The 19196-nt window shown below is 36.7% G+C and carries 15 protein-coding genes; 12 read left to right on the forward strand and 3 right to left on the reverse strand.

Going from position 1 to position 19196, the window contains the following annotated elements; genetic code table 11:
• Window positions 1-104 precede the first annotated feature (104 nt).
• Window positions 105-1031, reverse strand: a complete 927-nt coding sequence (locus GYM74_RS04925) for a siderophore ABC transporter substrate-binding protein (RefSeq protein WP_220219377.1) — start codon at window positions 1029-1031, stop codon at window positions 105-107.
• 169 nt (window positions 1032-1200) lie between these two features.
• Between GYM74_RS04925 and GYM74_RS04930 the strand changes: the two genes are divergently transcribed.
• From GYM74_RS04930 to GYM74_RS04980, 11 genes are all read left to right on the forward strand, one after another.
• Window positions 1201-3177, forward strand: coding sequence for a TonB-dependent receptor domain-containing protein (locus GYM74_RS04930; RefSeq protein ID WP_220219378.1), 1977 nt, complete (start codon window positions 1201-1203; stop codon window positions 3175-3177).
• A gap of 714 nt (window positions 3178-3891) precedes the next feature.
• The gene (locus GYM74_RS04935) at window positions 3892-5427 is read left to right on the forward strand and encodes a hypothetical protein (protein WP_370634051.1); all 1536 of its coding nucleotides are present in this window, start codon (window positions 3892-3894) and stop codon (window positions 5425-5427) included.
• Window positions 5428-6009: 582 nt separating this feature from the next.
• Complete coding sequence (locus tag GYM74_RS04940) at window positions 6010-7557, forward strand: hypothetical protein (protein ID WP_220219380.1); 1548 nt, start codon at window positions 6010-6012, stop codon at window positions 7555-7557.
• 659 nt (window positions 7558-8216) lie between these two features.
• Window positions 8217-8600 carry a dihydroxyacetone kinase phosphoryl donor subunit DhaM gene (gene dhaM, locus GYM74_RS04945; protein ID WP_220219381.1) on the forward strand — a complete coding sequence of 128 codons (384 nt, stop codon included), beginning with the start codon at window positions 8217-8219 and terminating at the stop codon, window positions 8598-8600.
• Window positions 8601-8615: 15 nt separating this feature from the next.
• Window positions 8616-9089 carry a hypothetical protein gene (locus GYM74_RS04950; RefSeq protein ID WP_220219382.1) on the forward strand — a complete coding sequence of 158 codons (474 nt, stop codon included), beginning with the start codon at window positions 8616-8618 and terminating at the stop codon, window positions 9087-9089.
• Window positions 9090-9114: 25 nt separating this feature from the next.
• Window positions 9115-9462 carry a hypothetical protein gene (locus GYM74_RS04955; protein ID WP_220219383.1) on the forward strand — a complete coding sequence of 116 codons (348 nt, stop codon included), beginning with the start codon at window positions 9115-9117 and terminating at the stop codon, window positions 9460-9462.
• A 36-nt stretch (window positions 9463-9498) separates the two neighbouring features.
• Entirely contained in the window at window positions 9499-10500 is a 1002-nt protein-coding gene (locus tag GYM74_RS04960) for a dihydroxyacetone kinase subunit DhaK (RefSeq protein WP_220219384.1), read from the forward strand.
• A gap of 15 nt (window positions 10501-10515) precedes the next feature.
• Entirely contained in the window at window positions 10516-11178 is a 663-nt protein-coding gene (dhaL, locus tag GYM74_RS04965; protein ID WP_220219385.1) for a dihydroxyacetone kinase subunit DhaL, read from the forward strand.
• Window positions 11179-11248: 70 nt separating this feature from the next.
• Window positions 11249-12364 (forward strand): glycerol dehydrogenase, encoded by a 1116-nt coding sequence (locus GYM74_RS04970; protein ID WP_366915701.1) that lies wholly within the window; start codon window positions 11249-11251, stop codon window positions 12362-12364.
• 226 nt (window positions 12365-12590) lie between these two features.
• Window positions 12591-13370 carry a triose-phosphate isomerase gene (locus GYM74_RS04975; protein WP_220219387.1) on the forward strand — a complete coding sequence of 260 codons (780 nt, stop codon included), beginning with the start codon at window positions 12591-12593 and terminating at the stop codon, window positions 13368-13370.
• Between the two features lie 21 nt (window positions 13371-13391).
• The gene (locus GYM74_RS04980; protein WP_220219388.1) at window positions 13392-14366 is read left to right on the forward strand and encodes a sugar-binding transcriptional regulator; all 975 of its coding nucleotides are present in this window, start codon (window positions 13392-13394) and stop codon (window positions 14364-14366) included.
• Between the two features lie 1581 nt (window positions 14367-15947).
• Here the strand turns inward: GYM74_RS04980 and pssA are convergent.
• Complete coding sequence (gene pssA / locus GYM74_RS04985; protein ID WP_220219389.1) at window positions 15948-17303, reverse strand: CDP-diacylglycerol--serine O-phosphatidyltransferase; 1356 nt, start codon at window positions 17301-17303, stop codon at window positions 15948-15950.
• A 128-nt stretch (window positions 17304-17431) separates the two neighbouring features.
• Window positions 17432-18484, reverse strand: a complete 1053-nt coding sequence (ydiK, locus tag GYM74_RS04990) for an AI-2E family transporter YdiK (protein ID WP_220219390.1) — start codon at window positions 18482-18484, stop codon at window positions 17432-17434.
• A 112-nt stretch (window positions 18485-18596) separates the two neighbouring features.
• On the opposite strand from ydiK, the gene eco reads away from it, so the two are divergent.
• Window positions 18597-19091, forward strand: coding sequence for a serine protease inhibitor ecotin (gene eco / locus GYM74_RS04995; protein ID WP_220219391.1), 495 nt, complete (start codon window positions 18597-18599; stop codon window positions 19089-19091).
• Window positions 19092-19196: the final 105 nt, after the last annotated feature.

Consider the following 19196-nt stretch of genomic DNA (forward strand, 5'->3'; position numbering starts at 1 on the left):
TCAGTCAATCTTGTTTGAGGATAATAACAAGGCCCTCACGTACGTGAGGGCAGGTGGAGTTAGGATAAGATACAAACTGCAATCATCATGCTTTTATATAAGATTTATTTTAGCCCATTGATAACTTCGTCAATTTGGCGCTCTAAACTTTCTGCACCGCCACCGGATAGGTACCAAAGATCAGGTGTTAAATAAACAACTTGTGTTTTGCTATTTTTTAGCACTTTTGAATCGAAAAAGTTCTCTTTCATCGCTGTATTACCAATTGCTTTACTGCGATCGACAACGTAAATAATGTCAGGTTTAACCGATTTTATATAGTTATTATCAATAAATACTGGTTTAGGTTTTTCGCCAATTTGTGTGATTTTGTTACTTTCCACAGGAACAGCACGTTTAACGTTTAACACATCATGAATAAGGGCTGCGCTTGAACTGTTATTAATAAGAATTACTTTTCCGTCATTATGGATAGCAACAATGGCTTTTTTATGGCTATTATGACTGATTGCTTGCGCTTGTTGAAGTTTAACATCCAGCGACTCGATGATCGCTTTACCTTTACTTTCTGTACCGGTGATAGAGGCTAAAGCATAGATATGATTTCGGGTGGAATCATAGTAATTTTTGGCATTAACACTTAAATTCAGAACAGGGGCAATTTGTCTTAATTGGGCATCTTTACTGGCTTGTCGACCGTCAATAATAATTAAATCGGGTTTAAGGTTTTTTATTGCGTCTATATTGGGTTCTTTCATATTGCCGGTATCAGCAATACCATTATTATTATATTTTTGTAGATAAGAAGGGATCACCGATTGTGGTACAGCGGTAACTATTGAGCCTTTACCTAATGCATCTAAAGTATCAAGAGCACCATAATTCATAACCACCACTTTTTTAGGTGATTTAGGCACTTCAATACTATTATTATCAACTACCACATTCATTTTTGAGGTTGATTGGCAACCTGTAAGACCTAAAATCACAGCAGCTAGCGTGCTTAAAAGTAGTTTTTTATTTCTGTTCATGATAATTTCCTTTCTGCAAATAAAAATGATAACCATTATTATTTAAAAAATTGCTCTTTGTCTACTAATAAATAATTTTTATTAAAGATATTGATAATTATTCTCATCTACTGTAGTGTTACCTGAGGGGAAGTCTAAAATATCATTATAAATAATGGGGTTATAAAAAATGGAGATAAAGCGAAAATTGAAGTTAGCGACTCACGTCATTAACACTAGCCTTTTATTATTGTCAAGTGCTGCTATGGCCGACACCAATTCTGAAACTGAAACTATGGTCGTTACAGCTTCGGGATTTGCTCAACAAGTCAAGGAAGCGCCAGCCACGATATCGGTTATTACACCAGAAGAGATCAGCAACAAACCTTATCGAGATGTAACAGATGCCTTGAAAGATATTCCCGGCGTTACAATTACTGGTGGTGGTGATTCTACCGATATCAGTATTCGTGGTATGGATTCAAAATATACAATGATTCTCGTTGACGGTAAAAAAATCAGTACTCGTGAGACCAGACCAAATAGCGATAATTCGGGTTTTGAGCAAGGTTGGTTGCCGCCGTTAACCGCTATTGATCGCATCGAAGTGGTTCGGGGTCCAATGTCTTCATTATATGGATCTGATGCGATGGGTGGGGTAATTAACATTATCACCAAAAAAGTCTCGGATGAATGGCATGCCGGATTACGTTTTGAGTCTGTTATACCGTATCGTTCAAGCGAAAAAAATACTTATGTAACCAGTTTTTCAACAATGGGACCCATTATTGAAGATATCTTAGGTATTCAACTTTACGGCCAATATTCGAAACGGCATGAAGATAAATTTCTCAACGGTCATGCACAGCAACAGTTACAAAGTTTGAATGGTAAGCTATCGTTAAATGCCAGCGATACCCAAAGGTTTGATTTGGATTTTGGCCGTTCTTTACAAAAAAGTAAAGCCAGCGCCGGAAAAACTCGCCCAACTAATCGAGGCGACTTCCCACGTGATAATCATCGAAGTAGCTTTGCTTTAACACATAACGGCATGTTTGGCGATATCTCGACCACAAGCTTTGTGGCTTATGAAGGCAACAACAATCCTGAAAGAAAAATGAAGATTCGAAATACCGATGCCGATACACGAATAACCATTCCGTTTTCAATTAATATGTTAACTGTTGGTGGAAAGTATAACTATCAAGAGTTGCATGATAAAGGTAACCAATTAAATACTCGATTAACTAAAATTGACCGTTGGAACTACGCTTTATTTGCCGAAGATGAGGTGCGGGTTTTAGATAATTTAAGTTTCACCTTTGGATTACGTTTTAATAAAGATGAGAATTATGGCAGTAACTGGAATCCACGTATTTATAGTGTTTGGAATATCGATGATAACTTCACTTTAAAAGGCGGTTATTCAACAGGATTTGCTGCCCCACAATTGCGTCAAGTTGTTGCAGATTGGGGACAAGTGACCGGCGGTTCCGGTACCGGTAATAAAGGGATGATTATGGGTAACCCGGATTTGAGACCTGAGAAAACCCAAAATTTCGAAATTGGCTTAGGTTATACCAATGATTATGGTGTGGATGCGTCGGCAACAGCGTTCTACACTAAATATAAAGATAAAATTCAATCCTATTATATTTGCCGTGGTGAAGCAGGATCGCGTAAATGTCAAATCAATGGCTATAGAGAAAAATTTGATTTTGTTCAAGGGCGTGAAAACGTCGATAAAGCTGATCTTAAAGGGCTGGAATTAACCTTTAAAACACCGTTATTTGATCGATTCTTATTAAGCACTAACTATGCCTGGACGAAGACCGAACAAAAGACCGGTAAAAATAAAGGTAAACCATTAAATCGTACGCCTAAACAAAAGTTCAATACTCAACTTGACTGGAACGTCACAGATCAATGGGATTTATGGGCTAAAATGGCATACTACGGTGTAGAAAGCACCACTAACCGTACCGGTAAGAAGATTGAATACCCGGGATACACTTTCTGGGATATTGGCGCGGCTTATAAAGTGCATAAAAGTACTAAAGTGTTTGCCGGCGTTTATAATCTGTTTGATAAAGATGTCAGCAATCAAGATTATGGTAAAAAATTAGAAGGTCGACGCTATTTTGTCGGCGCTGAAATTAACTTCTAAATAGTTTTTCATCAAGTAGTTATCTTTTTTACCTACTTGATGAAATCTCGCCTCAATGACGATTAACAAAGCGTTTAATCAACCTCAATTTGTTATCTTTTCGACAAGCAAAACTTTCTAAATTTACCCTAATTAAGTTTAAGGGATAGCAATGGAAGAACTGCTAACTTGGCAATTTTGGCAAATAATCCACTTTTTTTGAAAAACTTCTGCTCGCTATCTTCGATTTTTTCCCTAAATTTTGCCGGATAATAGTCAAATAAGCCTATTTTTTTGGCTATTAATTCAATAGATAACATGAATAAGCAATTTTATTTTGGAAAATATTTTAGTTAGGCATTAAGGTAATTTTCTTAAAAAATAAAGATAAAGTAATGACAAATCATAAAGATATGAATTTTTATTCTGAAAAAAAATTAATCAAGTTCATTTTTATTTTTGTGCTGTTGAAAAAGTGATCTGTACATTTGATAGTCAATCACCATTAATAGCGCATTGATTGATCGATTAATCCGATCGATAATGTGCTCAGTGTCTATTGATATGATGTTAAAAACTTAATTTAAATCAGTGAGTTTTACTTAACCATTTAGAGTTTAGTTGTTAACCAGTTTAGTAAGCTGAATTGTGAAAAATATCTGAAGGACATAACAACATTATCAGTATTATTTGTTTTAGAAAATTATAATTATAAGGAGAGCAAACTTGAACTGGATGTCACCAATTGTTAAAAGGGGGTTAGACTTCTTATCTCAATCTTTTGACAATAAATTTAACACAAAAATTCATTGTTTGACTGCATTAATTGTTTTAGGTCATATCAATAGCGCCAATGCCGTTTTATCGATTTCAACGCTCGAAAGAATTCATGGGCATTACCCTGCTATTGCCATTAATGATGAGTTAGTTGATTCATCCGGATTTTCCGATAAATTAACTGTGGTAAGGATGCCAGACGGTAAGTTACGTGATCGCCAAAGCGACATTCTAGATTTTAAAGTCGACCCGTCAACCACTTATAACGATATCAAATGGGTTTTACCCGCTAAGCAAGATTCAAACGAAGATAATAAAATTATCATTGAAGCCAACGGTCAAGAAGTGAAATTATCCGATATTGCAGCAAATTTAGGGGTCGGTATTTTCGATGAAGACGGTGATGAAGGGATACCACAAGGGGTATTATTTGCTACTTGGTATTACAGCTTTCCGGGTGGAAAAGGAAAAGGTGAGGCTCAATATAAACCGGTGCCTGAAAGTGAGTTAAACAGCAAAATGGAACCTTGCCGTGCGCCTTATAAATTAGTGTTATCAATCAAAAATATTAAAGCCCAAACCGAATATGGCTTGCCGTCAGAATCTGAAATTGACTATGCGGATGTGATACAAGAATATGTCTTTAAATCAAAGATTAATAAAATTTGTTACGCCCGAACTAACCCAATGATGAATAGCAATAGATGGTCATGGACGCAATATAACGGCGATGAACCATATGGTTATGGCTGGAATAGTCGTAATATAAGTTCAACACCAGATCCAAAACACGGTGGCGGATATTTAAAATCAGAATGGGATCCAGAATTAGGATTTTTACTGGAAGATAATTACAACAATAGATTTCCTAGAACCATATTTAAAGGTGCAACTTTCCAACTTTGGATGAGTAATGATCAGCAAGATTATTTGTGGTCAACCGATGATGAAAATATATCGATAGATGAACTTGGCATTGTAACTTTTAACGCAAAGCCAAAAAGAGCGGCATTTCAAATTTTTGCTTGGCCAAAAGATGCTAAAGGTCTGGAAGATAGAGTTTTATTTTGGTCAGCATTTGACTTCTGGGCAAAATATGTAAAACAAACCAATAAATATTCTGAAGATCTGTGTGGTGGCATTCAAAATCAGTTAACCATCGCAGATTGGAATAATACCCCGCAAGCATTAGATCCAGCAACTGATAACAATGTTATGGCAACTAACGTGACCATGACAAGAAAAACGTATGGTGGATTAAATAGCGAATGGGGTCAACTTACAAAAGAATATTATCCTAATTCTGATTTTCCAACTTCAGGATTCGTTAATGGTACAGAGCAACGACATGCATGGGTATCAGATACCAATGAGAATGGCTCTATACATAACGTAGTCACTATGTTAAATGGTGGTGTAAATAAAGTCCAAGGCACACAATGGACAGCCGTTCCATTTGCTATGGTACACGAAGTGTGTAAAGAGGGTTGGTAACTATAAAATCATTCCTATCTCACCAACGTTATTTCGATAGCGTTGGTGTGACTAAACTGTATTAGATATTATGAATATTTCAATAAGTTAGTTGATTTATCTGCATTTTAAAACAATGAAATAATTAAACTAATAAATGTTCATTTATTCTGTGTATCGAATTAATAGGTAAAATCTATTTAAGTTTTCTTGAATAAAAAAATATATCGGTTTAGCGATTGATTTTATTTGTAAAAAATTAATTAAAATGATATTAATCAATAATATTTGTCAAAAATTTATAAATTTCTAAAAAAAGCCGGTCTATTTTTTTTTAATCGTCTAAATATCATCCTGTATATTTGATGATCAATCGCCATAATCACCATATTGATTGCTTAAAAAATTAGAACGATAATTCGCAAAATGTCTTAGATATCAAGTTAGATATTTAATGTTAGAGAAGTGATATTTATTTAATCAATTAGTGCAAATAATTACTAGCTTAGCTAATGTAACTATAAAACAAAAATATCACAAAAGGCATTTAAATAATTATGAAAATAATTTGTTATAAAAAATGAAATTATAAGGAGAGCCAAATTGAGCTGGATATCAATTTTTATTAAGAGAGGTATTAGTTTATTGCTGGTGTTAAAAAACAATAAATTAGTAAATTTGTTTAATTATTTGCCTGTTGTTTTTGTTTTAGGTTATGTCAATTGCGCTAATGCCGTATTTTCGATTTCAACGATCGAAAAAATTCATGGTCATTTCCCGAGTATCTCAATCAATGGTGAGTTAGTTGATTCATCGGCTTTCGCCGAAAAACTCAGTATTGTAAGTATGCCGAACGGGCAGTTACGAGATAGTCAAAGCAATATTCAAGATTTTAAGATCAGCCCGTCAACCACTTATAACGATATCAAATGGGTTTTGCCAGCTAAGCAAGATTCAAACGAAGATAATAAACTTATCATTGAAGCCAATGGTCAAGAAGTTAAATTATCCGATATTGCAGAAAATTTAGGCATGACGATTTTCGATGAAGACGGTGATGAGGGGATACCGGAGGGGGTATTGTCTGCCACTTGGTATTACAGCCTTCCGGGTGGAAACGGCATGGGTGATAGTCGGTATAAGCAGGTGCCGGAAAATGAATTAAATAACACAATGGAACCTTGCCGGGCGCCTTATAAATTAGTGCTTTCAATCAAAAATATAAAAGCGGCAACCCAATACGGCTTGCCTTTTGAATCGAATATTGATTATGCTGATGTTAAGCAAGAATATATCTTTAAATCATCCATTAATCAAATTTGCTACGCCCGACCTAACCCAATGATGAGTAGCAAAAATTGGTCATGGATTCAATATGACGGTGATATGCCTTATGGTTATGGCTGGAATAGTGATCATATCAGTGCAACGCCAAATACAAAACACGGTGGTGGATATATACAATCTCAGTGGCATCCGGAATTAGGATTTTTCTTAAATAATAATGGTTATAATAATAAATTTCCTAAAACTGCTTTCAAAGGTGCAACATTTCAACTTTGGCTGAGTAACGATCAGCAAGATTATCTGTTTTCAACCGATGATGATAATATATCTGTCAATGAACTTGGTGTAGTCACCTTTAACGCGAAGCCACAAAGAAAAACATTTCAAGTTTTTATTTGGCCAAAAGACAGTAAGGGTATAGAAGATAGAATCGTATTTTGGACGGATCTTAAATTCTGGGCAAAATATGTAAGAGAAACCAATGAGTATTCTGAAGATCTATGTGGTGGCATTCAAAATCAGTTAACTATCGCCGATTGGAATAATACCCCGCAAGCATTAGACCCAACAGCTGATAGTGGGAATCTCGGTCACGGCGTTGCCATGACCAGAAAATTTGACGGTGGATTAAATGGCGAATGGGGACAAGTGGTAAAAGAATATTATCCTAAATCCGATTTCCTCACTTCAGGATTAGTCAATGGTACATCGCAACGACATGCATGGGTGTCCGATACCACTGATAATGGCAATACGCATCATGTGGTATTTATGTTAAACAGTGGCGTGCATAAAGTTGTAGGTAACAAGTGGACAGCAGTTCCTTTTTCTACGGTACATGAGGTGTGTAAAGAAGTTTGGTAAACATTAAACCATTCATCGTTCAATAATAATTCATCCCAAACCAACGTTATTTTAATAGCGTTGGTTTTATTTAAATATTGCTGCAATCCCCTTTCAAATCAAAAACCGTTAAGCAATATGATTTTCTGATAGCAACCAAAACATTGCAAAATCATCAATGAAATTAATAAACAGTTTAGATGAGTGGTCTTATCGGCTTAAAACGCTTTCAACCTACATTCTTTTCACTCATTATTAAAGACGTATCTATTTGGCGATATTCGCTAAAAAACTCAAACAAAAAGCGATCTGTTCATATTTTGATGGGTTGTTTTCATTTCTCAAAAATCAGTGCATTGCTTTGTCAATTAACGATAAACAAGTGTCTATCACTTTGTTTTTTAACATGACCCAATCCATTAGGGCGATTTTTGTTGTTATTAAGTCAATGCTATGAACATTTGTCTGACATTTTAAAAAGCGTTCATTTTGTTAAAAGATCACAATAACAATAGTGAAATTTTGACTATTGGCATTTTCACCGTGATTTTCATCTGAAAAACAAAATGAATAAATATTTAGATCTTAGTCACAAATTTATTATAAAACCATTTTCGCCAAAACTTTATTCGATATAATTGAACAAAAGATTATTAGGTAAACATTTGTTCGGAGGATTCATGGTTAGTATCGTTTTAGTATCGCATAGTAGAAAAATTACCGATGGTTTAAAGGAGATGATAGAAGAGATGGTTGATTCAACCGGAGATGTAGAAATTCATTCCGCAGGCGGAACTGATGACGGGCGTTTGGGAACCGATGCAGTTGCGATTTACAACATTATTGAACAATCTAAAAATCATAAAAACATCCTAATTTTTGCTGATATTGGCAGTGCGATACTAAGTACTGAAACCGCTATTGACCTAATCGAAGATGAAGAGCTCAAAAGTAAAGTGACTTTAGTCGATGCGCCTTTGGTAGAAGGGGCGTTTGTTGCGTCTATACAAGCCATGGTAGATGACGATGTAGAAGGTATTTTAGCTGAATTACAAAATATTTAAGAAGAGAGCATAGCGATGAAATTTTTTCGTAGTTTTGTTGGTTACTGTATTGCTGGAATGATCGTTATGTCGGTATGGTCTCAATTAGGGACTTACGGGATTTTTGGTGGATTTTTAGCGGCAGTCATCATCATTGGACCTATGTGGTATATGAATCACTACATTAATTTAACCGGCAACGAAGATGATGCCGCCTTTGTTGATATGGGGCTTGCGATTGCTGTATGCGGGATTATGCGAGATACCTTTATTCAAGGTGGTGAAGCGTTTGTATCTTCAATGCCAACAATCATTCTGGTGACTTGCGGCGCAACCTTAGGGGGAATTACCGCAGCCTATATTGAAAAAGACATGGCGAAGAAGAAAGAGTTTACTAATGAAAATCCAAGAGAGCCAGGCTTACGCCGCACTGATTTTGAAAAATTGAAAGAGGCAAAAGAGAAGATTTTGCGCAATAAACAAATCAAAGTTTTTCAAAAGAAGAGATAAGTTACCGAATAAGGAGTAGTGAATCATGTCAATAAAATTAGCGATTGCAACATTAATTGGGGGATTTATTTTTCCTTTCGTCATCCGAATGGCGTGGGGGCGAATGGTTGATAATTGGGGTCCAATTGGTGGTTGGATGGCCGCAGCCTTTATTGTTGGCACAGTTTGGTGCATTAATCATGGTATTGCAACGCCGATGATTACCCAAAGTGGATCCGTTTGGGTCGATCAGGGACTTGCGGCAGGTGTCGGTGTCTGGGTTGCCTCGGCGTTAACAGGTGGAAGCAAACGTAAATCAGTTAAAAATATCGTCGCTGCTGTGAGTGCAGGTATTGTCGGTGGATATGTGTTATCACTTTTCCTGGTAGGTTAAGTGTTAGGTTAAAAGTAAAAAGGTAGAGGTAGTGTAATGAGAAGATTAATTAATGATGGCTATGATGTCGTTGAAGAGATGTTAGAAGGCTACTGTTTAGCGCACAGTGATTATGTCAAGCTTAAAGATGACTGTGATCGGGTTATTGTCAGTAAAAAGATAAGCGCTGAACCAAGAGTCAGAATTATCATCGGCGGCGGATCAGGTCATGAACCGGCTTTTTTAGGTTATGTCGGTAAAGATTTTGCTGATGCAGCAGCAGTGGGCAATGTCAATACTTCACCTTCGCCAGAATATTGCTATGAAGCGGTTAAAGCGGTTGATGCCGGTAAAGGTTGCTTGTTTGTTTACGGCAATTATGCCGGTGATGTAATGAATTTTGATATGGGCGCTGAACTCGCTGCTCAAGACGGTATTCGTGTTGAAACAGTCACCACAACCGATGATATCTATTCTTCTAAAAACATACCCGATCGTCGTGGTGTGGCAGGTAACGTTTTTGTCTTTAAAGTTGCCGGTAGCGCCGCTGCTAAAGGATATGATCTCGACAAAGTTAAAGCCTTAACCCAAAAAGCAAATGCCAATACTTATTCAATTGGTGTAGCACTTTCATCATCAACACTCCCTGTAACTGGCGAGCCGATTTTTGAAATGCAAGACGGCGATATGGAAGTTGGTATGGGCATTCATGGTGAGCCGGGTATTGAAAGAACAAAACTTGAAAAAGCCGATTATGTTGTTAGTCAACTCATTGATCATATCTTACAAGATTCCCAACTCAAATCAGGTGATGAAGTCCAATTACTCATTAATGGGCTAGGGGGATTAGCTTTAATGGATCAGTATGTCTGTTATCGTAAAGCTCATCTGCTATTGGCGCAAAAGGGCATTAAAATTTACAACCCATTGGTTGGCAATTATGTCACTTCCATGGATATGGTGGGGATGTCTATATCTGTCATTAAACTCGATGATGAACTTAAGCAGTTATTAGATCATCCATGTGACACCCCGTATTTCAAAGTTGCCTATAAATAACCAAGGAGAGTAGAAATGAGCGCGCTGATGCTAACCAAGTCCTATTTTATCGAAACATTTAAAAAACTTGCCGAAATGGCTGAACAAAATCGTGATCATCTCAGTAAATTGGATTCCGATATCGGTGATGGTGATCATGGTATTAATTTAACCATTGGCTTTCGGGAGGTCGAAAAACAGTTACCGACACTGTCTGAAACAACGGCGGATATTGCTGAATTGATGAAAAAAGTCGGCATGATTTTGTTAAGTAAAGTTGGCGGTGCATCAGGGCCTTTATACGGCAGTTTCTTTATGAAAATGGCGACTCATACCGTTGGAAAACAAGAGGTCACCTTTAAAGAATTTTGTCAAATGTATCAAGACGGCGTTGAAGCGGTGCAGTTTCGAGGCAAGGCCGAAGTAGGTGATAAAACCATGGTCGATGCCCTGATCCCCGGGTTAGATGTATTAAAAAATTATCAGGAAGGGGACGATCCGGTAAAGACACTACAAACCTGCGTAGATGAAATGAAAAAAGGGTCAGATAATACCATTGCATTGATAGCTAAAAAAGGGCGTTCAATGCGACTAGGTGAAAGGGCGATCGGTCATCGTGATGCCGGTTCTGAATCATCGTGGATGATCATAAATCAATTTTTGGAGCAATTAAAACTAGAAAATCAACAAAATGCCTAAGCAATGTATTAATCATCATTCGATTTTTGGATGATGAAATGTGAGTAAAAAGTCATAAAAAGAGGTAGTAATTATGGATAAGGTTTTTGTTAGTCCTAACAGATATGTACAGGGTAAAGATTTACTTACACGAGCAGATGTGTATATTAAACCTTTTGGAACGCATTTTTTAATTCTTGCCGATCAAAACATCTGGAATATAGCGGCAAATCAACTGGCAGATTCATTAACCAACTCAGGATTAGACATTACCAAAGCTGTGTTTAATGGTGAGTGCTCTATGGTTGAAATCAATCGACTGCTCGATGAGTATAAAGATAAAAAATTTGATGCCATTATTGGTGTCGGTGGCGGTAAAACGTTAGATACTGCAAAAGCCTTAGCCGCAAAATATAACATTCCAAAAGTGTGCGTACCAACCACCGCCTCGACCGATGCGCCAACGGCTAAAGTGTCAGTGGTCTATACCGAAGACGGCGTGTTTGATTTCCTATGGCACCATTATAAAAATCCGGATTTGGTATTGGTTGATACTCGTGTGATTGCTAATGCGCCAGTTCGCTCATTAAAATCGGGGATTGCTGACGGTTTAGCCACATGGGTTGAAGCACGAACTTCAATTCGTAGCTGTCATAAAACTGATGCTGGCGGCATTGCAACCATAGCCGGTGAAGCTATTGCCAGAGAGTGTGAAAAAACCATTTTTGAATATGCGCTTTTAGCAGTAGAAGCAAATGAAAAGAAATTGGTTACCCCAGCTTTAGAAGCCGTGGTTGAAGCCAATACGTTATTAAGTGGTCTTGGCTTTGAAAATGGTGGATTAGGCGCCGCTCATGCAATTCATAACGGCTTTACTGCGGTACCGGGTGATGTGCATCATTTAACCCACGGTGAAAAAGTGGCGTATGGCACAATAGCTCAATTGGTTTTAGAAGGGCGACCGATTGCTGAATTGGAGCGTTATATCGACCTCTATCTTAAACTCGGTTTACCAATTACGCTCGAGGAAGTTCACTTAGATAAAATTACCGATGAAGAGTTTGAACTTATCGGTAAAAAAGCGGTAGATCCGGTTGAAACTATTCATAGCATGCCTTTTGAGGTGACGGCTGATGATGTGATTCAAGCGATCAAAGCAACAGATTATCACGTTAAAAATTACAAAAAACGGTTAGGTCTTAACTAGTCATTCATTTCGCACTTCATACCGGTATTGTTACTTGTATGAAGTGTTTTTTTAATTTTTAAACGTCATTTTTAATAACGCTAAGTATTGATCTAATCACATAAGTTATTAAGCAATAGATACCAAACTGAATAGTCTGTTTTCGCTTATGTATAAGCTTGTTGTTTCTGATTAAAATTGAGCGTTGCCATTTACCGCCTAACTATTTTTAATTACAGGATGAATCATGAAAAAAATCTATATTGGCACTAGCTGGAAAATGAATAAAACATTAGCTGATGCGCTATTGTATTGTGAACAGTTAAGAACCTTCTATCCGGAAAATTTAAAAAAACAAATCCAACCTTTTGTTATTCCGCCTTTTACCTGCGTTCGTGAAGTATCTGACTATATACAGCGCCATAATCTGAACTGTTTAACCGGCGTACAAAATATGCATTTTGAAGATTCAGGCGCTTTTACCGGTGAAATTTCGCCGATTATGGCAAAAGATACCGGCGCTAAACTGGTGGAAATGGGGCATTCAGAGCGGCGGGAATTTTTTGGCGAAACCGATATGACTGTCAATAAAAAGGTACATGCGGCATTAAAGCACCAGCTCACCCCTTTAGTATGCATTGGTGATAGTGCTCAAGAAAAAGCGTGGGGCGTGTCGCATGAAGCCGTAGTTAAACAGATGAAAATTGCCCTGCATGGCGTCGATAAAACGCAAGTTGAACAAGTTATCATTGCCTATGAGCCTATTTGGGCAATTGGTGAACATGGCGTTCCGGCTACACCGGAAGAAGCAGAATCTATTCATCATCGACTTAGACTTGCACTAACTGAAATGTATGGCACCGAGATAGCGAATAAAATAATTTTATTGTATGGAGGCAGCGTAAACCTTGAAAATTCAACCTTATTGATTGCGCAACCAAACATCGATGGCTTATTTATTGGACGCAGTGCATGGCAAGCTAAAGGTTTTTGTAATATATTATCCGCTATTAATCAGCAAAGCTAAGATAAAACACAAGGCGCACCAATGGATATATTCAATGATAAACAAGAGTCAGAACTACTTACCGAAATCGCAGTTGCCTACTATGAGTATGAACAGACTCAAGAAGAGATTGCAAAGCGATTTGGTATATCACGGATTAAAGTTGGTCGTTTATTAAAAAAAGCGAGAGCTGAAGGGATTGTTGAAATCAATGTTAAATATCATCCTGTCTTTAGCTCACGAATAGAACAGCAATTTGTTAATAATTTTGGTATCAAACGGGCACTGATTGCTTTAGATCATCAAGATGAAGATGAACAACGCCGGCAAGTTGCTGCGCTAGTTTCTAATTACCTATCAAGCACCTTAAAAAACGGCATGACCGTTGCCGTGGGACAGGGCCGTAATGTGGCTGCCATTGCCAGCCATATTGGCGTATTTCCCGAAAAACAGTGTAAATTTATTTGTGGAATTGGCGGTACACAACGAGTTGGCGAGATTATCGATGCTGACCATATTAGTCGAAGCCTTGCCAGAAAATTTAATGCCACCAGCGAAACATTATATGCGCCAGCTTATGTTGAAAACCGTGAGTTAAAACGTGCATTTATGCAAAATCGAGTGATCAAAGATACCTTAGAAAGAGCCTCTAAAGCCGATATTGCTTTGGTTGGTCTGGGTGATATGAACGAAAATTGTTATATGGTTCAACTCGGTTGGTTTACCCCACAAGAGATCACCTACGCCACGTTAAATCAAGGGGTGATTGGTGATATTGCCGGTTATGGCTTTTTCGATATTCAAGGTAATCCGGTCGATACAGTGATGAATGATCGCGTTATTGGCTTAAGTATCGAAGAGCTACGCAATATACCGTGTGTGATTGCTATTGCCTCAGAAAATACCAAAGCCACCGCCATTCTAGGGGCGCTTCGCTCCGGTGTTATCGATATTATTGCAACCAGCGCATCAAATGCCAGAATGGTTTTAAGCCTGCAACAAAATACCAATAAATAAGAAGGTGAATAAGAAACCGATAGTTTTTTTACTAAAACATAGGTATTTTCTGAAAGTTTTTGACAAGGGTTTTTAACTTTTGCTGATGACTAGTTCCTAGTCGTTATTCTTTGGATGATTTGACAAAGCTTAGCTTTATAGATTTTTCTAAGCCGACAAAGCCTTTGATCTGTTTCTAAATCGATATTTATGTTTTTTACTTAAACATGGGTGTTTTCTGAAAGTTCTTGGCAAGGGTTTTTAACTTCTGCTGATGACTAGTTCCTAGTCGTTATTCTGTGGATGATTTGACGAAGCTTAGCTTTGTAGATTTCTATAAGCCGACAAAGCCTTTGATCTCTTTCTAAATCGATATTTATGTTTTTTACTAAAACATAGGTATTATCTGAAAGTTCTTGACAAGGGTTTTAACTTTTACTGATGACTAACCTTAGTCGTTATTCTTTGGATGATTTGACGAAGCTTAGCTTTGTAGATTTCTATAAGCCGACAAAGCCTTTAATCTCTTTCTAAATCGATATTTATGTTTTTTACTAAAACATAGGTGTTATCTGAAAGTTCTTGGCAAGGGTTTTTAACTTTTGCTGATGACTAGTTCCCAGTCGTTATTCTTTGGATGATTTGACAAAGCTTTGCTTTGTAGATTTTTATAAACCGACAAAGCCTTTGATCTCTTTCTAAATCGATATTTATGTTTTTTACTTAAACATGGGTATTTTCTGAAAATTCTTGGCAAGGGTTTTTAACTTTTGCTGATGACTAGTTCCTAGTCGTTATTCTTTGGATGATTTGACGAAGCTTAGCTTTGTAGATTTCTATAAGCCGACAAAGCCTTTAATCTCTTTCTAAATCGATATTTATGTTTCTTACTTAAACATAGGTATTTTCTGAAAGTTCTTGATAAGGGTTTTTAACTTTTACTGATGACTAGTTCCTAGTCGTTATTCTGTGGAAGATTTGACTAGGCTTTGCTTTGTAGATTTTTATAAGCCGACAAAGCCTTTGATCTCTTTCTAAATCGATATTTATGTTTTTACTAAAACATAGGTTTTTTCTGAAAGTTCTTGGCAAGGGTTTTAACTTCTGCTGATGACTAGTTCCTAGTCGTTATTCTTTGGATGATTTGACAAAGCTTAGCTTTATAGATTTTTCTAAGCCGACAAAGCCTTTGATCTGTTTCTAAATCGATATTTATGTTTTTTACTTAAACATAGGTATTTTCTGAAAGTTCTTGGCAAGGGTTTTTAACTTCTGCTGATGACTAGCCTTAGTCGTTAATCTTTGGAGGATTTGATAAAGCTTTGCTTTGTAAGGGTTTTTAAGCAGTTATATCCTTTGATTTCTTTCTAAAATCAATGTTAATAGTTTTATACTAAAACATAGGTATTTTATGAAAGTTCTTGACAAGATAATTTATCTTTTATTGAGATATGAGCGTATTGAAATAGCATAAATAAGTTTGAAAATTTATGCCCCGGTTAGGATTGGCTACCGGAGCATGGTTGGTATACTATTGCTGGTTTGGATAATTGTTATCAAACATAACTTAATTTGATAAATCAAAATCAGCAATTTTATTGGCTACAGTAAGCGCTTGATAATTCTATCAACCCGAATACGACTAAGTCTTTTAATCAGCTTGTGTACCTGCTTAGGGTAAAATTGGCTAGCTTGAATTTGTTGGAAATGCGTAACCAATGTGGTTTTTTCACGAATAGTATCAAGTTCTTGTTGTAGTTGATGTTTTAGCTGGTGTTTTGGATCGTGAACTAAAATGCCGTTTTCAAGATCTAAACGCCAAGCTCTCGGATTAAGGTTATTACCGGTTACCAGCATCCAGTCATTATCGACCCAAACCCCTTTTAAATGATAGGTTTGATCTTGATCTTTCCATAAACGAATAATCAATTGCTCTTTATCAACATACGATTGCAGACGTTCGATAAAGCGTCTTAAATTGATTTCATATAAATAAGGAAGCCCGCCGGAAATGTTAAATGGTTGATCTTCCGGTATATAAAAGTCATTTGCTACTTTATCACCAATAATAATCTCAACTTTTCGACCTTTACGTAGTAAACGAATAATGTCGCGTACTAAAATATTCGGTAGATTAAAGTACGGGGTGCAAAATATAATTTTCTTCTGAGTAATATTAACCAGATGATGAATAATTTTATTTAACGCATTATTGCGTCCCAACCCTGCAATAGGCGCAACTGATAGCGATCTGTTATCAGTATTGTTGGTGTATTGATAATTGGCTCCGGAAATGTGCTGGCGTAACGATTTAATTGCCGATTTCAGTTGCTTACGGGTTTTATGATTTTCAATATCTAATCGTTGCAAACCTTCAAACGGTAAAAAGTTGTCATCAATGTACTTGATCATACTATCGGCTAACGCTTTATTGGTAATAAAGTGATATCGATCATAACGGTATTTATCGAGCTTATGCAGATAGACATTATTAATACTGGCACCGCTATAAATGACCGTGTCGTCAATGATTGATCCTTTTAAATGTAAAACACCGAGCACTTCCCGTCGATTAATTGGCACGCCATAGACCGGAATATCAATATCCGGATGTTGCTGTCTCATCTGATAATAGTAGCGTGCATTGGTGTTTGATTTATCTTCGCCAAATCGACCACGCTGCGCCCGATGCCAATCGACAAAGACTTTGATATCCAGACTAGGGTTGAGTTTTTTAGCTTGATAAAGGGCGGCAAGGATCTCTTTACCTGCTTCATCTTGTTCAAGATAAAGTGCCACAATATAGATTCGATATTGGGCTTTTTGAATATGTTCAAGTAACGCAGACCGATAACTTTGTGGATCATATAATATCTGATATTGTTCAGCATTTTGAGGAAGTTTGGCTAATTCATCAAGATGCTTTCGATGATTATATCTTATAAATGGTATTCGCATGATTCATATATCATTATAACTGGTATAGATTGTAGAATAACACAATTTACATCAGAAAATAACACTCCTTTTTATGTGGGATAAGGTTTAAATCACTAATCATTATTATTTATTAATAAACAGATCATTTAAGATTGTTCATCAACCCATGTTTGAATAATTTTATAAGTTAACGCAAGTACTACTGGACCAATAAACAGTCCCATAATACCAAAACCAAGTAGACCACCAATCACACCAAATAAAATCAGTAAGAAAGGCAGATCAGCCCCTTTTTTAATTAGATAAGCTCGCATCACACTATCAAGGGTGGTTAAAATGATAGCCACCACAATAAGCACGATAGCGTAAACGGTGTGTCCATCCCAAAATTGCCAAATAATACAGCCTAGCATGACAACGACAGGTCCAATTTGAGCCACACAACAGATAAATAAAATTAAGGTTAAAATACCCGGTAATGGCATTTTAGTTACAATAAAGCTTAAGCCACCAATTAACGCCAGCGTGATAGCGGTGACCACAACGCCCAAAGCTACTGCTCGAATGGATTGGCCCGCTAAGGTGACCGTTGTTTTTCCGTATTGTTTAGATAAACGATTGGCAAACAGGTAGACATATTTTGTGGTACTTTCGCCTTTAAGGTAGAGTAAAAGGCTAAAAATAATCATCACCCCGGCATGAAAAATAAAGACGCTAATATTGGTTGCTTGTTCTAACAGCCAACCAATGACGGTGCCAATATAGGGTTGAATATCTGAGATTAATTCTGAGCCGTCGGTCTTTCTAAGCTCTAACCATTTTTGATGCAATTCAGTACCAAACGTCGGTATGTTTTCTAACCAGTCAAATGTGGGTAACTCTTTGTAGGGTAACGTCCTTGCCCATTCAATCATATGATGCCCGTTTTGAGCAATGCTACTAATGATTAAAATAAACGGAATGACGCAAACAAATGCTAATATCAATGCCATAACTAAAATTGACAGCCAACGTTTGTTAAACAATTTTTGTTGTATTTTTATCATTAATGGCCAAGTTGCAATGACAACCATTACCGCCCAAAAGAAACCAAATAAGAAAGGCTCAATGACCCGATAAGTCACAATAATTAATAATCCAATTAGCAGTAAGTTAAGAATTAACTTTAATAGATCATAAGTATTTTTTTCAGCTGGCATTTTTGTACCATGTTATTTGAGTAAGATAGTGTTATTATACGCTTTATGCTTTAAAAAGCATATGATAAGGTGTTAATGGTCAATACATTCAATTTTTTGTTGGAGGCATAATATGAAAAAATTAATGTTATTAATGTTAATGGGTGTTGCATTATCTGCTTGTGCAAAATCACCAAACGTCCCCCAAGCAGTACAAAATATCAATGAAATTGCGCCTTATCCAGAGGCTAAAACGGGCTATACTCGTTATGTTATTCGTTTACCAAGCCTTGCTGATGAAAACAGTGCACAAGTTGAAGTTATGATCGGCAAAGAGATGAGTGTCGATTGTAATTCACGCAGTTTAACCGGCACGGTTAAGCAAGAAGAGCTCAAAGGCTGGGGTTACTCTTATTATGTTGTTGATAAAGTCAATGACGGCATTTCAACTTTAATGGCTTGCCCGCAAAGCGCTAACCATAATCAATTTGTCACTATGTATCACAATATTGGTTTATTAGGTTATAACAGCCGTTTACCAATTGTTTTTTATGTTCCAAGTGATCTCACTGTCAAATACCGTGTTTGGCAGCCAACTAGCAAACCTTTGCAGGCATCCGCTGAATAATTACGTTAAATTATTTGTTAAGAGACTGCTAAAATCGGGCTGATCGGTTAAAATGTAATCATTCAGCCCAGATTCTCAAGATATTTGATATTTTATGTAGACATC

Source organism: Gilliamella sp. ESL0405, from assembly GCF_019469205.1.
Taxonomy (GTDB): Bacteria; Pseudomonadota; Gammaproteobacteria; order Enterobacterales; family Orbaceae; genus Gilliamella.

Coding starts and splice junctions, on each gene's coding strand:
- GYM74_RS04925 (WP_220219377.1), bottom strand. CDS start 1,031: ATGAACAGAAATAAAAAACTACTTTTAAGCACGCTAGCTGCTGTGATT.
- GYM74_RS04930 (WP_220219378.1), top strand. CDS start 1,201: ATGGAGATAAAGCGAAAATTGAAGTTAGCGACTCACGTCATTAACACT.
- GYM74_RS04935 (WP_370634051.1), top strand. CDS start 3,892: ATGTCACCAATTGTTAAAAGGGGGTTAGACTTCTTATCTCAATCTTTT.
- dhaM (WP_220219381.1), top strand. CDS start 8,217: ATGGTTAGTATCGTTTTAGTATCGCATAGTAGAAAAATTACCGATGGT.
- GYM74_RS04950 (WP_220219382.1), top strand. CDS start 8,616: ATGAAATTTTTTCGTAGTTTTGTTGGTTACTGTATTGCTGGAATGATC.
- GYM74_RS04955 (WP_220219383.1), top strand. CDS start 9,115: ATGTCAATAAAATTAGCGATTGCAACATTAATTGGGGGATTTATTTTT.
- GYM74_RS04960 (WP_220219384.1), top strand. CDS start 9,499: ATGAGAAGATTAATTAATGATGGCTATGATGTCGTTGAAGAGATGTTA.
- dhaL (WP_220219385.1), top strand. CDS start 10,516: ATGAGCGCGCTGATGCTAACCAAGTCCTATTTTATCGAAACATTTAAA.
- GYM74_RS04975 (WP_220219387.1), top strand. CDS start 12,591: ATGAAAAAAATCTATATTGGCACTAGCTGGAAAATGAATAAAACATTA.
- GYM74_RS04980 (WP_220219388.1), top strand. CDS start 13,392: ATGGATATATTCAATGATAAACAAGAGTCAGAACTACTTACCGAAATC.
- pssA (WP_220219389.1), bottom strand. CDS start 17,303: ATGCGAATACCATTTATAAGATATAATCATCGAAAGCATCTTGATGAA.
- ydiK (WP_220219390.1), bottom strand. CDS start 18,484: ATGCCAGCTGAAAAAAATACTTATGATCTATTAAAGTTAATTCTTAAC.
- eco (WP_220219391.1), top strand. CDS start 18,597: ATGAAAAAATTAATGTTATTAATGTTAATGGGTGTTGCATTATCTGCT.